This is a genomic window from Rhizobium sp. C1, from assembly GCF_021026335.1.
Classification (GTDB): domain Bacteria; phylum Pseudomonadota; class Alphaproteobacteria; order Rhizobiales; family Rhizobiaceae; genus Ensifer_A.
Genome location: NZ_JAJNCY010000005.1, coordinates 184,399 through 198,523, shown reverse-complemented (window position 1 = coordinate 198,523; position 14,125 = coordinate 184,399). Strand labels below are relative to the sequence as shown.

The window sequence follows — 14,125 nt, the reverse complement described above, 5'->3', positions numbered from 1 at the left end:
GGCATCGATGAGGACAATCTAAGGCTGGACCGGTGTTTCAATAAGTGGGATAAAAGCGGATGTAATATTTCGGAAATCGGGATAATGTCGCGACACGGTCTGCTGGAAATCGAAGCGGTGCTCGCCATCGCCGCGCGGAAGTCCTTTCGCGCCGCAGCCCCCGAACTCGGGCTTTCAACCACGGCGCTCAGCAATCTCATCGGCAAGGTCGAGCGGGAGCTTGGCGTCCGGCTGTTCAATCGCACCACGCGCAGCGTGTCGCTGACGGATGCCGGACGAACCTTCGTGAGCCAGGTGACACCGGCGCTGCGCGTCATACAGGACGCGATGGAAACGGCGCGCTCGCAGCAGGACACGCCGTCCGGCACATTGCGCATCAATGCCTTCGCGTCCGGCGCCCGCGAGATCCTGGCGCCGCTGGTCCTGGCCTTTCTGCGCCGCTATCCGCAGGTTCATGTCGATCTCGTCACGGAGGGCCGCATCGTCGACATCGTGGCCGAGGGGTTTGATCTCGGGCTTCGGCCTGCCGATCTGGTGCCGAGCGACATGATCGCGGTTCCGCTCGGGCTGCCACGCAGTTTCGCCGTGGTCGCGGCACCGGCCTATTTCGAGGCGCATGGAAGACCGCGCGTTCCGCCCGATCTCCTTGCACACAGGTGCATCCAGATCAGGCTGCCAAACGGCGCGCCCTATCGCTGGCATTTCGAGAAGGAGGGAGAGGCGGTTCAGATCGACGTCGAGGGTCCGATCACGCTCGATGAATCCACGCTTTCCCGGATAGCCGTTGCCGAGGGGATCGGGATCGGCTTCTTCATGGAAGCCGATGTGCGCGAAGACATCGCTGCCGGGCGGCTTGAACGCGTGTTGCAGGATTGGACACCGCCAACGGTCCCGCTCTGCCTCTACTATCCCGGCCGCAAGAACCCGTCAGCCGCCTTCCGCGCCTTCGTGGAGATGGCGCGGGCGCATGGCCGGCAGGTCGAATGAATAGTCGGACTTCCTGACCTCACCTTGCAGGCGATCATCGCGTTTGTGGCTGGGAAAGTCACGAAAACCTTACCACACTTAATGCAATCTGCGTGACAAGACGCCGGAGAGAAAATAATAAGAGAACCTGACCTTCAGGAACCAAAAACCAAAGCCGGCGTTCAAGCCGGCAAACCGAGGAACCCGATGTCGACGCCTTCTCTCATTCTTCCCGCCCGCCCGCTTTCGCTGCGAAAAGATTCACTCTCCACACCAAATGCCTACTTCTGGTCCACGCCAATCATTCTGGCGCTGACGATATTCCTTCTCATCTGGCAGGCACCCGGGGTGTATCGCGATTTTCAGATCAGCCAGAATCCGCTGCCGCTGGAGCAGGGCGACGTTCGTGACGGGCGCTGCACCACGCGCAAGGCGATCTTCACCGATTGCGAGGCGCGCCTTGTCTACACATACGGTGGCAAGTCCTACGATCAGGACGTCCGAATCATGTTCGTCGATTTCCACGTCGGCGATTACGAGACCGGGCTGGTGATTTCCGCGGATCATCCGGAACTCGCGACGATGAGCCTGGGGCTCGACAAGTTGTGGAACCGGATCATCACGCTCGCCGCCTTCGCTGTCTTCATGTTGGGCTTGAGTCTTGGCATGATCTTTCTGGGTCTTCGTATTGCGCGGGCGAAAAGCCGATTGAGCCAGCCCGCCCGGCTGATGCCCGTTCCGGTCGAGATCATGGCCTTCGACCGCCGCCGCGGCAGACTTTCCGTCACCTATGCCGACAAGATCGCTTCTGACAAAACCGGACGGACAGTCTACACACGGTTGCAACCGGGGGAGGAGCCGCTGCTTGTCGGCATCAATGGCAAAAATCCGGTGGCGCTGGCCGTGCGCCATGGCGACACATCGCTGCCAATTCTGCTCGACAGCCGCTTGCAGCGTATCAATGGTCTGACGGAGGAGGAGCGCGTCGCGGCGCTGGCGCCCTTCCAGAACGAGCATGACGCGGGCCAGGATACCGTTCTTGAAGCGCAGAAGCCCGAGGGACAGATTTCGATCTGGTCGCGCATCAAGATTGCCGTCGCGATCCTGCTGATGCTTGTCATCGGCGTCTTCGGCTTCTGGCTTTGGTATGTCACGAGTTCACCGACGCAATTCCAGTCGCCGGGCATGGATATCAACAATCTCATGCCGCGTCCGTTGAACGCCTGGGGCTGCTCTCAGCTGAAGGCGCGCTTTGGTCATGACCGCGCGCCTTTCGGCTGTGTCGCAAGCGACTACAAGAGCTGGAAATAGAGGTTTGCCGGGCTTGGCCCGGCCAGTCCTCAACCCTTCTTCTTCTTCCAGTCCGGCTTGCCGCCCTTAGCCCCGCCGGGCTTGCCGTCGAAGCTCTTGCCCTTGTAGGGCTTGCCGCCGTCGCTCTTGCCGGCGTAGTCGCCCTTTTTCTTCCAGTCGGGCTTCTTGAAGTCGCCTTGCGGGCGTTCGTCGCGGTGGCCAGCCTCACGCGGGCCGCTGCGGGACATGTCGGGGCGGGCGTCGAGTTTTTTGACGCGCAGCTTGTCCTCGATGAGCATCTTGGGGCCGAGCGAGGCTGTGAAGCCGTCAGCAGCGCTGGCGTGGATTTCGACATAGGTTTCGCCGGGCATCATCTTGATCGTGCCGATGTCGCGCTTGCCGATATTGCCGGCGCGGCAGAGCATGGGGATGAGCCAGCGGGGCTCGGCATTCTGCTTGCGGCCGACCGAGAGCGAGAACCAGACGCTTTCGTCGAAGTCTTCGCGGGCGCGGGCGGGCTGCGGCTCGAAATCGTTGGTGCGGCGTTCGCGCGTGGCGTCGCGCGCCTCGCGGGACTTCGGCGCATAGACGGCCATTTCCTGGATGTCTTCCGGCGCAAAGCGGGTCGAGCGGAAATGCCGGATATAGGCGGCGGCGATCTTCTCGGCGCCATGCGCCTCGATGAGGCGCGCGGCCATCTCGCGATCGTCCTCGTCAACGCCAAGGCTCAGTTCCGGGTCGGTCAGCAGGCGTTCGTCGTCGCGCTGCAGGATGGCGGCGGCGGTCGGCGGGTTTGCCCATTCGGCGTTGATGCCGGCGGCGTCCAGAAGGCGCTCGGCCTTGCGGCGGGCGGGCAGCGGCACGATGAGGGCGGAGACGCCCTTGCGTCCGGCGCGGCCGGTGCGGCCGCTGCGATGCTTCAGCGTTTCGGCATTCGTCGGCAGGTCGGCATGGACGACGAGTTCGAGGCTCGGCAGGTCGATGCCGCGCGCGGCAACGTCGGTGGCGATGCACACACGGGCGCGCCCGTCACGCATGGCCTGCAGCGCGTGGCTGCGTTCGTTCTGCGTCAGCTCGCCGGACAGCGACACGGCGGGGAAGCCGCGATTGGAGAAGCGCGCCGTCAGATGCGCGACCGCAGCACGGGTCGAGCAGAAGACGATGGCCGTGGCCGCATCGTAATAGCGCAGCGTGTTGAGGATCGCGTTTTCGCGGTCGGGCGCGGCGCAGAGCAGGGCGCGATATTCGATATCGCTGTGCTGCTGCTCTTCGGCGGCGGTCGTGATGCGCATCGCGTCGCGCTGGTAGCTCTTGGCAAGCGTGGCGATCGACTTGGGCACAGTGGCCGAGAACATCAGCGTGCGGCGTTCGGTCGGCGCAGCACCCAGGATGAATTCGAGGTCTTCGCGGAAGCCGAGGTCGAGCATCTCGTCCGCCTCGTCCAGCACGACGGCGGCGAGGTTGGAGAGATCGAGCGCGTTGCGGGTGATGTGGTCACGCAGACGGCCGGGCGTGCCGACGACGATGTGGCAGCCACGCTCCAGCGCGCGGCGCTCTTTGCGCGTATCCATGCCGCCGACGCAGGTGGCGATCACCGCATGCGCCTCGCCATAGAGCCATTCGAGTTCGCGGGCGACCTGCATGGCAAGCTCGCGCGTCGGTGCAATCGCGAGCGCCAGAGGCGCTTCCGCCGGGCCGAAGAGGCGGTTTTCACCGAGAATGTCGGGGGCAATCGCGAGGCCGAAAGCCACCGTCTTGCCGGAGCCGGTCTTCGCGGAGACGAGCGCGTCGCGGCCCTTGAGGTCGTCAGCAAGCATCGCTTCCTGAACGGGGGTCAACTGGGTGTAGCCGCGCTTTTGAAGCGCGTTGCCAAGCGGCGTCGCAACGCCGTCGAGAATGGTCATGCAAAAATCTTTCGGAACGGGATCGCTGATGCGGGAACGCATGCTGCGGGATCAATCATGCGCGCTTTCTACCTGCACTTTGGTAAAATGTACAGGGCGGAGCTCCGCGTGATGCGCAGGGCTGCCTTTCAGGGTTACCGGTCGCCTGTCCGTCAGAGGCTCCTGAGCGCCGCCTCGCTCTTCCGGTCGAAGAGATAGACATTGGCCGGGTCGATCTGAACATTCGCGCTTCCTCCGTCGCGGTCGACTCGTAAACGTTTACGAAAGTTGTCCTGGGACTTGAGACGTGTCAAGAGATTCCTTGGAAACGTTTACGAGGCATGCGCAATGAACATCCGCCGGCTGGCCGACCATCTCAATATTTCCATAGGGACGGTGTCGCGTGCGCTCAACAACCGGCCGGGCGTGCACCCCGAAACGCTTGAAAAAGTTCTGAAAGCCGCCACCGAACTCGGCTATGTCGCCAACCAGTCAGGGCGCAGCCTTCGGCGCGGCGCCACGAACACGATCGGCTTCGTCATCGAAACCGGCCATCCCGCGCATCAGGCCGGCGACCAGTTCTTCTATGTGGTGCTGGATGCGATGAACCTCTATCTCGCCGAACAGCGCTACGATCTGGTCGTCCTGCCGTGCCATTCGGCCGACGATCCGGTCGAGTTCCTGTCGCGGGTGATTGCCCGTGGCATCGTCGATGCGCTGGTCATGACCGCCACGCGCCGCGTCGATCACCGCATCGCGCAATTGGCAAAGTCGAAACTGCCCTTCATGACGCTCGGTCGCAGCGAGACGCCGGGCAATTATTCCTGGATCGACCTGGATTTCGAGGGCGTGGCGCGCCGCTCGGTGCAGGAGGTGGTGAAACTCGGCCACCGGCGCATCGCTGTCGGTTTGCCGGATAACGATGTCGCGCTCGGCTACCACTACAAGGCGGGTTACCTGAAGGGTCTTGCCGAGGCGGGGATCGCTGTAGACGAGAGCCTTATCATCCGCGTGCCAACCAGCGAAGTGGGTGGCTTCAGCCTCGGCAAGCAGGTGGCCGGCATGGCCGATCAGCCGACCGCGCTGCTGCTCTGCTCGGAAGTGACCGCCGCCGGCGTCTATGCGGCCTTCGGCGAAACGGGCGTCGAGGCTGGCCGCGACATTTCCATCGTCGCCTTCCGCGAAAATCCGCTGATGCGCTTTCTCAATCCCGCGCCCGCCTGTTTTCGGCTCGATCTTGATGCGCTCGGCACGCGGCTCGGCGAAACCGTGCTCGATCTTCTGTCGCCCGACGAGGAGATCAGCCGTCGCCGAGGCGAGATCGTGCCGCTGAGCTTCGTGCCCGGCAAATCGCTTCAGCCGCCGCGCGCCGGGTCCTGACCGGCAGGATCGGTCCAGACCGCAGCGGCAACATCCGCCTCCGCCACCTCCGACAGAGCCTTGTGAATGGAGGCCTGCATTGTCACTGCTGCGTTCATCACAAGGATGACCGTCTCCTTTGGCGGGCAACCGGGGAGGTGGCAGGCGAGTTCATTGACGGAAACGACGGTATCGTCTGGGAGCGCAAGGCTGTCGCGGGTCCATTGCTTGATGGCGCGGGCCTGCTCGACCAATCCCGGTGCGCGCCGCTGCAGCGGATTGACGAAGGCGGACGTCATGCGTCTCTCCCCGATCCCCAGCCGAAGCCCTTTCGTGGGCGTGGAGCAAGGGCGGCGAACAGTTCGCGGATCTGCCTGATCGGCATGTCCTGGCCGATCAGCACGACGCGGCTCTGCCGATCCCCGTTAGGCCAGCGGTCGAGTTGAGTCAGCGGATAAAGCCGGTGCTGGACGGCATGCGCGACGATCGGGCGTTCGGGGTCGTCGGAAACGGCAAAGAGGCCCTTCATTCGCAAAAGGCCTGAATCGATATTGCTGGTGACGACCTTGAGGAAAACATCCAGCGACCGGCGGTCGAGCGGCACATCATGCGTGAGCGACACCGCCTCGATCTGGCCATGCCGGTCGGTGTCGTGGGCATGGTCATGCAGCAGCGCCAGTCGCTCCATGGCAAGCCAGCCGGCGACATCCTCCGCCTTGCCTTCCAGCGCATAGGACCCGGTGCCGAAGAGCTGCATCAGATCGAAACCCGGCGCATGGCGATCATGCAGTGTGGCGGCTGGGTTGAGATGTTCAAGCTCGCCGGCCCAGTTGCGGGCAAGATGGGGCTGGTCGGTTTTCGTCAGCACGATATGGTCGGCAAAGGCGAGCTGCTTCCAGCCTTCCATGAAACGCTCCAGCGTCGGGAGACCTTCCAGCGCATCGAAGGCCGTCACCACGCTTGCAAGGCGGTAACGCCGCGCCACGACATGATCGCGCAGGCCCAGCGCCGGTGCGCCACCGGCAATCAGGCTGTTGACGATGGGGGCGGGGTCGGCGAGCCCAGTCGTCTCGATGACCACGCGGGAAACGCTCGGCACGCTGCCGGCGCTAACCGCCTGATCCAGTTCATAGAGCGAGGCGCGGATATCGCTCGTCGCCGTGCAGCAGAGGCAACCGGTCGAGGTGCGCAGATAGGTCTCGCGGCCGGTCTGAACCAGATCGTGGTCGACCGGGATGGCGCCGAATTCGTTGACGATGACGGCGGTTCCCGCCATCGCCGGATGGGCGAGGACATCGTTCAGCAGCGTCGTTTTGCCGGAGCCGAGAAACCCGGTCAACAATGTGACGGGGATGCGTCCATCCACCTGTTTTGCTCCGGTGGCAGAGGATTGTTGCTGGGACATGTCGGGCTTTTCCATACGGTCGCGATCCGGGGTTGACAACGGGCGCAGATGTAATGTTATTACATCGATTATCGTAATGTCATAACATTACATACATGGCGAGACCGTAGCGGCGCAAGCCGCTTCGCGACCCCTAACGCGAAGAGGGCAATCCGATGGAACGCGAAGCAACACCGGTCACCGTGCTGACGGGCTATCTCGGCGCGGGCAAGACCACGCTTCTGAACCGCATCCTCACCGAGCCGCATGGCCGCAAGTTCGCGGTCATCGTCAACGAGTTCGGCGAAGTCGGCATCGACAACGATCTCATCGTCGATACCGACGAAGAAGTGTTCGAGATGAACAACGGCTGCATCTGCTGCACCGTGCGCGGCGATCTGATCCGCATCATCGAGACGCTGATGCGCCGCCGCGACCGTTTCGACGGTATCCTCATCGAGACGACGGGCCTGGCGGACCCTGCGCCGGTGGCGCAGACCTTCTTCGTCGATGAGGACGTGCGGTCGAAGACGCGGCTCGATTCCATCATCACCGTGGTCGATGCCAAGCATCTGCTCGGCGAGATCGACCATGCGCATGAGGCGCAGGAACAGCTGGCCTTTGCCGACACGATCATCCTCAACAAGGTCGATCTGGTCAGCGAGGAGGATATTGCCGCCGTTGAGGAGCGCATTCGCCGCCTGAACCCGACGGCTTCGATTATCCGCTCGCAGCGTTGCGATGTCGATATTGCAGCCCTTCTCGACCGCCGCGCCTTCGATCTCACCCGCATTCTCGAAGTCGAGCCCGATTTCCTGGACGAGACGCATGAGCACGAGCATGACGACCACGTATCGAGCATTTCCCTGACATCCCATGAGCCAGTCGACCCGGAGCGCTTCTTCCCCTGGATAGAGCAGACCGTGAAGCATTTCGGCGCCGATATCCTGCGCATGAAGGGCATCATCAGCTTCGACCGCGACGATGATCGCTATGTGGTCCAAGGTGTGCATATGCTGATGGAAGGCGACCACCAGCGTGCCTGGCGGGACGGCGAAGCCCGCATCACCCGCCTTGTCTTCATCGGCCGCAACCTGCCGAAGGAGATCATCATTGATGGCTTCAACAAATGCCGATTGTTCAAACAGGCGGCAGAGTGATGCGCGCTTGACAAGCGTTCCGCGCGGCGCATAACTGGGGGTGACGGTTCCTGAAGGCCAAGCCGGAAGGATTAATAGGGAACATGGTGAGGACGACCCGAATGGGGCCGAAACCATGGCTGCCCCCGCAACTGTGAGCGGTGAGGCTCTGTCAACGACGCCACTGGCCCAAACGGCCGGGAAGGCTGGCAGAGCTTTCGACCCGCAAGCCAGGAGACCTGCCGTCAAGACACGTAGCAACCGGACGGGGTGTGCCGGGAAGCGTTGATGACCATCACGCGCGATCTGGCGCGTTCATGGCCGATCATCCTTCTCCAGCGCCGATTGCCGAGAGATGAGATGATTTTGACCGCGCTTGCAGCCCACAACCTGACCTTTCATGCCGCCGGTGGCGCCGCCATCGTCGATGCCGTGTCGCTCGATATCCGCACCGGCGATCGTCTGGCGATCATCGGCCCGAACGGCGCGGGGAAGACGACGCTGCTGAAGCTGATGTGCGGCATGAGCCGCCCGTCCTCGGGTTCCATCCTGCTCGACGGTCAGCCGCTTCAAGCGCTGAAACCCATTGACCGGGCGCGCCAGATCGCCGTCGTTGGACAGGCCGACCAGCCGGACCGGCGCATTTCGGTACGCGACTATGTGGCGCTCGGCCGCATACCGCATGCCACGCGCCGCACCCGCGCCGAAGAGGCTGATCTGATCGACGCGGCCATGGAGCGCACGGGGCTTTCAGGCCTTGCAAAGCGCGAAATGGGCCTTCTCTCTGGCGGCGAGCGCCAGCGGGCGCAGATCGCCCGCGCGCTGGCGCAGGAGCCGCGCATTCTCTTCCTCGATGAGCCGACGAACCATCTCGACCCGCGCGCCCGCGGCGCGCTTCTGGCGCTGGTTGCGGCACTCGATCTGACGGTGGTCGCCGTTCTCCACGATCTCAACCTCGTACCGGATTTCGCCACCCGCGTGGCCGTCATGCGGGACGGGCGGCTGATTTCTGCCGACGAGACCCTGTCGCGCGATCTGGTGCGCGAGGTCTTCGGCATCGATCTCCTGCGCCTGCCGCATCCGCATGAAAACCGCGAGCTGACGGTTTTCGACATTCCCATGACCCATCACTGACTTGAGAGATTTCCAGATGAAACGCCTGACACTCGGCCTCCTTCTGTCGCTGGCCGCAAGCTCCGCCTTTGCCTTTCCCGTCACCGTCGATAGCTGCGGCAAGCCGCTGACCTTTGATGCCGCCCCCAAGCGCGCCGTGATCAACGACATCAACATGTCCAAGATGGCCTTTGCGCTCGGCCTGCAGCCGGAAATCGTCGGCATTACCGGCGTTTCCGGCTGGTACAAGCTGGATGATGAGTTCAAGAAGGAACAGGGTTCCATTCCTGAGCTTGCGCCGAAATATCCGACGATGGAAAACATCCTTTCGGCCAATCCCGATTTCTTCTTTGCCGGCTGGTATTACGGCATGAAGCCCGGCGGCGAGGTGACGCCGGATACGCTGGCCGAACATGGCATCAAGACGCTCGTTCTGACGGAAAGCTGCGTGCATCTCGACAAGAACCGCCCGGCCGCCTCCATGGACCTGCTGTTCGGCGATATGGAAAAGCTTGGCAAGATCTTCGGCAAAGAGGCTGAAGCCAAAAAGCTCGTCGATGGGTGGAAGGCGCAGCTTGCCGAGATCCGCGCCAAGGTCGGCAAGAACACCGATACGCGCGTCTTCCTCTACGATTCCGGTGAGGACAAACCGTTCACGGCCGGCAAGTTTGCGATCCCCACGGCCATGATCGAGGCAGCCGGCGGCAAGAATATCATGGCCGACATGCAGACCAGCTGGGGCAATACGGACTGGGAAACGGTGGCCGCGCGCAATCCGCAATTCCTGATCCTGCTCGATTATCAGGATGGCGCGGGTTACAAAAAGCTGCTCGATTTCCTGAAATCCAATCCGGTCATGAAGGAAACGGATGCGGTGAAGAACAACCGCTTCGTGGCCCTGCGCTATGAAGAGCTCACGCCCGGCCCGGACAATGTGAAGGCCATCGACAAGATCGCCCGCGCGCTCCACCCGGAAGCGTTCTGAGCGCATAATCCGACCGGAGTGAAACGAGGATCAGTAAGATTATGCGCCAAACAAAAGAATTGGAGCGTCGATCTGACAAAGTCAGATCGAGCAACGCTCCAAATCCGACAGCGCGCTTTGCTCTTATTGTGACGGCGGCGATCCTTGCCGTCGTTATCCTCGCATGCATTTCAGTGGCCTACGGCTCGACTGTGATCCCGCTGGATCAGGTCGTGGGCGCCATTGCCCGCGCCGTGGGTCTCAGCCACGAGAGCGCCGCGACGCCGATCGACCGCATCATTGTCGACCTGCGCCTGCCGCGCGCGCTGGTGGCGATTGCGGTGGGGGCAGGTCTTGCCGTCATCGGCCTGCTGCTCCAGACGATCACCCGCAATGATCTGGCCGATCCCTTCCTCTTCGGCCTCTCGGCGGGCGCGGCGGCGGGGGCTGTGGCGGTCATCACCCGTGTCGGCGATCAGCTCGGCGTCTTCACCCTGCCGATCGCGGCCTTCACCGGGGGCATGTGTGCGACGGGGGCGGTTCTGTTTCTCTTGCGGCGGACAGAGGGGCAGGGCAATGAACGGCTGGTGCTGGCAGGCCTTGCCGTGTCGTTTCTCTTCACGGCGCTCACCAATTATCTCGTCTTTTCCGGCGATCAGCGGGCGGCCCATTCGGTCCTCTTCTGGACCATGGGGGGCTTGGGTCTCTCCAGCTGGCACAATATCGGCATCGGGCTCGCCGGGGCGGGGTTGGCGCTTGCCTATACGCTCGCCCGACATCGCCAGCTCGACGCGCTGCTGGGTGGTGAACAGACGGCCGAAAGCCTCGGTGTGCCGGTCAAGCGCCTGCGTAACGTCACCTTCCTCGTTGCCAGTTTCTCGACCGCGCTCCTCGTCTCGATCACCGGCGTCATCGGCTTTATCGGCCTCATGGTGCCGCATGTGGCCCGCGCGTTCACCGGGCCGCTGCATGCGCGCCTCGCCATCGTTTGCAGCCTGATCGGCGCCGCGCTCATGCTCGGCAGCGATCTGCTCGCCCGCACGTTGCTCCCGCCGCAGGAACTGCCGGTTGGCGTGGTGACGAGTTCCATCGGCGCGTTTTTCGTGATTGCCATGCTGATGCATGGGAAGCGGTGAACGCGGGCTAACCCTTCACAAGGCAAGCGTTCCGGTTGCGGCATCCCCCTCATCCGGCCCTTCGGGCCACCTTCTCCCCGATGGGGAGAAGCGGGAGCGCGCCGCAGCGCTTATGGATATCCTCGCCCCACCGGGGAGAGGTCCGCCGAGCAAAGCGGAGGTGGGGTGAGGGGGGAGCCGCACCCTGAAACCATATTGGTTCAGCCGACCGGCTGGGTCTTACTTAGCCGCCTCAATCGCCTGCCAGATGCGCTGCGGTGTCGTCGGCATCTCGATATGGCTGATGCCATAGGCACGGTAGAGCGCGTCGGTGACGGCATTGAGTGCGGCTGGTGTCGCGCCGATCGTGCCCGCTTCGCCGGCGCCTTTGATGCCGAGCGGGTTGATCGTGGAGGGTACGTGTTCGCCGTGCCAGTCGAACATCGGCAGATTGTCGGCGCGTGGCATGGCGTAGTCCATGAAGCTTGCCGTCAAGAGCTGCCCGTCTTCGGCATACACCGCGCCTTCCGTCAGCGCCTGGCCGATGCCCTGCACGATGCCGCCATGGACCTGGCCCTGCAGCAGGATCGGGTTCACCACCACACCGAAATCGTCCACCACCGTATAGCCAACGATGTCGAGCGCCCCGGTTTCCGGGTCGATCTCGACCTCGCAGATATGCGTGCCGTTGGGATAGGTGCATTCTTCTGCCGTGAACTCACCAAGCCCCTTCAGGTCCTCCGGCTGCTTTGCCTTGCCGGCGAGCATGGCAAAATCCACCTGCCGGTCGGTACCGGCGATGCGGGCGATGCCGTCGTCGAATTCGATATCGGCTTCTGCCGCTTCCAACTCCTCGGCTGCCAGCTTGCGGATTTTCTTCGCCAGATCCTCGCCGGCGCGCGCCGCCGAGACCCCGCCGAGCGGGATGGAGCGCGAGCCGCCCGTGCCACCGCCCGACGAAAGCCGCGACGTGTCACCCTGGCGAACCTTGATCTTCTCCGGGGGCAGGTTGAGCTTGTCGGAGACGAACTGCGTATAGGCCGTCAAATGCCCCTGACCACCGGCCTGCGTGCCGATGTCTAGTGTCACGGTGCCGTCGGCTTCGAGTGTGAGATGCACCGGCTCGCCGCCCGGGAAGGCGCAGCATTCGATATAGGTGGCAAGGCCAATGCCCCGGATTTTCCCGTTGGCCTTCGAAGCCTTCACCCGCGCGTCGAAAGCTGACCAGCCGGCCTTTTCAAGGGCTGCATTCAGATGCCGTTCGAAATCGCCGACATCATAGGAGCGGCCTAGCACGGTCTTGTATGGGAACTGTTCCGGCCGGATGAAATTCCGGCGGCGGATTTCGTCGGCACCGACGCCCAGATCGCGCGCGCACTGATCCGCCAGCTTTTCGAGCAGAAGCGCGGCCTCCGGCCGGCCCGCGCCGCGATAGGCGTCGACCGGACAGGCGTTGTCGTAATAGCAGGTCACTGCGATATCGATCGCGGGCAGATCATAGACGCCTGTCAGCATGGTTGCGCCGACATAGGGAATATAGGGGCCGAATTGCGAGATATAGGCACCGAAGCTAGCCCTGGTGCGCACGCGCAGCGCCAGGAAACGACCATTCTCGTCCATCGCCATTTCGGCGATCGAGAGATTGTCGCGCCCCTGTGCGTCGGTCAGGAAATGCTCCGTGCGGTCGCCGGTCCATTTGACAGGTCGACCGAGCTGGCGCGCGGCCTCCATGACGAGAGGATGCTCGCGATAGACAAAGCTCTTCGGCCCGAATGCGCCACCGACGTCGAAGGTGAGAACCCGCAGCTTGTCGGGATCAATCTTGAAGACATCCGTGGCGAGGATCTTCTGGAAGCCATGGACGCCCTGCGTACCGGTTGTCAGCACGAAGCCTTCGTCCTCGCCCTTCCATTCGGCGATGGCGGAACGCGGCTCCATGTAATTGCATACAAGGCGGTTGTTGATGAACTCTATGCGGCTGACATGGGCGGCTTTTTCGAAGGCTGCGTCGCTCGCAGCTCGATCGCCCATGCGATAGGTCACTGCGGCGTTGGAAGCGAGATCGGGCCAGACCTTGGCCGCGCCCTCGGCAAGGGCCGCTTCCGCGCCGATCACGGCCTCTTCCATCTCGTAGTCGATGTCGATGAGTTCTGCGGCGTCCTGTGCCAGTGTGCGGCTTTCGGCCACCACGAGGGCGACGGCATCGCCGACATAGCGTACGCGCTCGCGACAGAGCAGTGGAATTCCGTGCGGAACCGGCTTCTGTCCGTCTTCGCCCGGCAGCAGGGCTTGCGGCGGCAGATCGGGGAGATGGGTGATGTCGTCGGCCGTCAGCACGAGGTGTACGCCCGGTGCCTCACGCGCGGCTTCCACCGAATTGATCCTGAACGTTCCGCTGGCAACTGGAGAGCGCAGGACATAGGCGTGCAGCAGGCCTTCAAATTTCAGGTCGTCGGTGAACTTTCCTTCGCCTTTCAGAAGCGCATTGTCCTCCAGGCGCAGGACAGAGGCTCCCAAGCCGAATTTCGCGGTGTAGACGTTCATATTTTCCTCCGGGATCGGGCGGGCGGTGCAGCGGTGACGCTGCAATGGGCGGGCGACTGAAGATCAGTCTCCGGCATAGGCCGATGCGGCACTATCAAGGGCGGAATGGGCATTTGTCAATCTGGGAACGATTTGGAGGGTGACTGCGTCGCATCCATTGCCAGAAGTTGCATTTTTTCTGAAATAAGCAACAGAATATTAGCAATATCTCAACACATTCCCCGAGATATAGTGAGTGAAACTTGAGGACGGTTCACCGCGCGCTCGGATGTTGGGGGCGCGTTGCCTGCACGCTGCGATGCCCGTTTTAACAAGCGGCGCGCGAGGTAATCGAACGCCTCATCTGACGTTTTTGGACTTCAAAGGAA

General features: G+C 62.8%; 11 protein-coding genes and 1 riboswitch. Of the genes, 7 read left to right on the top strand and 4 right to left on the bottom strand.

Features of this window, described 5'->3' with window-relative positions; genetic code table 11:
* Positions 1 to 84 precede the first annotated feature (84 nt).
* Complete coding sequence (locus LQK83_RS12925; RefSeq protein ID WP_230837813.1) at positions 85 to 987, top strand: LysR family transcriptional regulator; 903 nt, start codon at positions 85 to 87, stop codon at positions 985 to 987.
* Between the two features lie 186 nt (positions 988 to 1,173).
* Positions 1,174 to 2,277 carry a hypothetical protein gene (locus LQK83_RS12920; RefSeq protein ID WP_230837812.1) on the top strand — a complete coding sequence of 368 codons (1,104 nt, stop codon included), beginning with the start codon at positions 1,174 to 1,176 and terminating at the stop codon, positions 2,275 to 2,277.
* Positions 2,278 to 2,306: 29 nt separating this feature from the next.
* On the opposite strand, the gene LQK83_RS12915 is transcribed toward LQK83_RS12920, so the two are convergent.
* Positions 2,307 to 4,160 carry a DEAD/DEAH box helicase gene (locus LQK83_RS12915; protein ID WP_230837811.1) on the bottom strand — a complete coding sequence of 618 codons (1,854 nt, stop codon included), beginning with the start codon at positions 4,158 to 4,160 and terminating at the stop codon, positions 2,307 to 2,309.
* A 327-nt stretch (positions 4,161 to 4,487) separates the two neighbouring features.
* Between LQK83_RS12915 and LQK83_RS12910 the strand changes: the two genes are divergently transcribed.
* Positions 4,488 to 5,519 (top strand): substrate-binding domain-containing protein, encoded by a 1,032-nt coding sequence (locus tag LQK83_RS12910; RefSeq protein WP_230837810.1) that lies wholly within the window; start codon positions 4,488 to 4,490, stop codon positions 5,517 to 5,519.
* Here the strand turns inward: LQK83_RS12910 and LQK83_RS12905 are convergent.
* Complete coding sequence (locus tag LQK83_RS12905) at positions 5,495 to 5,797, bottom strand: hypothetical protein (RefSeq protein ID WP_230837809.1); 303 nt, start codon at positions 5,795 to 5,797, stop codon at positions 5,495 to 5,497. The genes LQK83_RS12910 and LQK83_RS12905 overlap by 25 nt on opposite strands.
* Positions 5,794 to 6,903: a CobW family GTP-binding protein gene (locus LQK83_RS12900; RefSeq protein ID WP_230837808.1), complete on the bottom strand. Its 1,110-nt coding sequence runs from the start codon at positions 6,901 to 6,903 to the stop codon at positions 5,794 to 5,796. Before LQK83_RS12900 ends, LQK83_RS12905 begins: the two co-directional genes overlap by 4 nt.
* Before the next feature lie 155 nt (positions 6,904 to 7,058).
* On the opposite strand from LQK83_RS12900, the gene LQK83_RS12895 reads away from it, so the two are divergent.
* The 4 genes from LQK83_RS12895 (at position 7,059) to LQK83_RS12880 (ending at position 11,234) form a co-directional block, all read left to right on the top strand.
* A complete protein-coding gene (locus LQK83_RS12895) occupies positions 7,059 to 8,042 on the top strand; it encodes a CobW family GTP-binding protein (protein WP_230837807.1) in 984 nt (327 codons plus the stop codon).
* 27 nt (positions 8,043 to 8,069) lie between these two features.
* Positions 8,070 to 8,282, top strand: a riboswitch (cobalamin riboswitch).
* 27 nt (positions 8,283 to 8,309) lie between these two features.
* Entirely contained in the window at positions 8,310 to 9,155 is an 846-nt protein-coding gene (locus LQK83_RS12890; RefSeq protein ID WP_330166283.1) for an ABC transporter ATP-binding protein, read from the top strand.
* Positions 9,156 to 9,171: 16 nt separating this feature from the next.
* A complete protein-coding gene (locus tag LQK83_RS12885) occupies positions 9,172 to 10,119 on the top strand; it encodes an ABC transporter substrate-binding protein (protein ID WP_230837806.1) in 948 nt (315 codons plus the stop codon).
* Between the two features lie 128 nt (positions 10,120 to 10,247).
* On the top strand, positions 10,248 to 11,234 hold the full coding sequence (locus LQK83_RS12880) for a FecCD family ABC transporter permease (protein WP_230837805.1): 987 nt from the start codon (positions 10,248 to 10,250) through the stop codon (positions 11,232 to 11,234).
* Positions 11,235 to 11,453: 219 nt separating this feature from the next.
* On the opposite strand, the gene LQK83_RS12875 is transcribed toward LQK83_RS12880, so the two are convergent.
* Positions 11,454 to 13,757 (bottom strand): xanthine dehydrogenase family protein molybdopterin-binding subunit, encoded by a 2,304-nt coding sequence (locus tag LQK83_RS12875; RefSeq protein WP_230837804.1) that lies wholly within the window; start codon positions 13,755 to 13,757, stop codon positions 11,454 to 11,456.
* Positions 13,758 to 14,125: the final 368 nt, after the last annotated feature.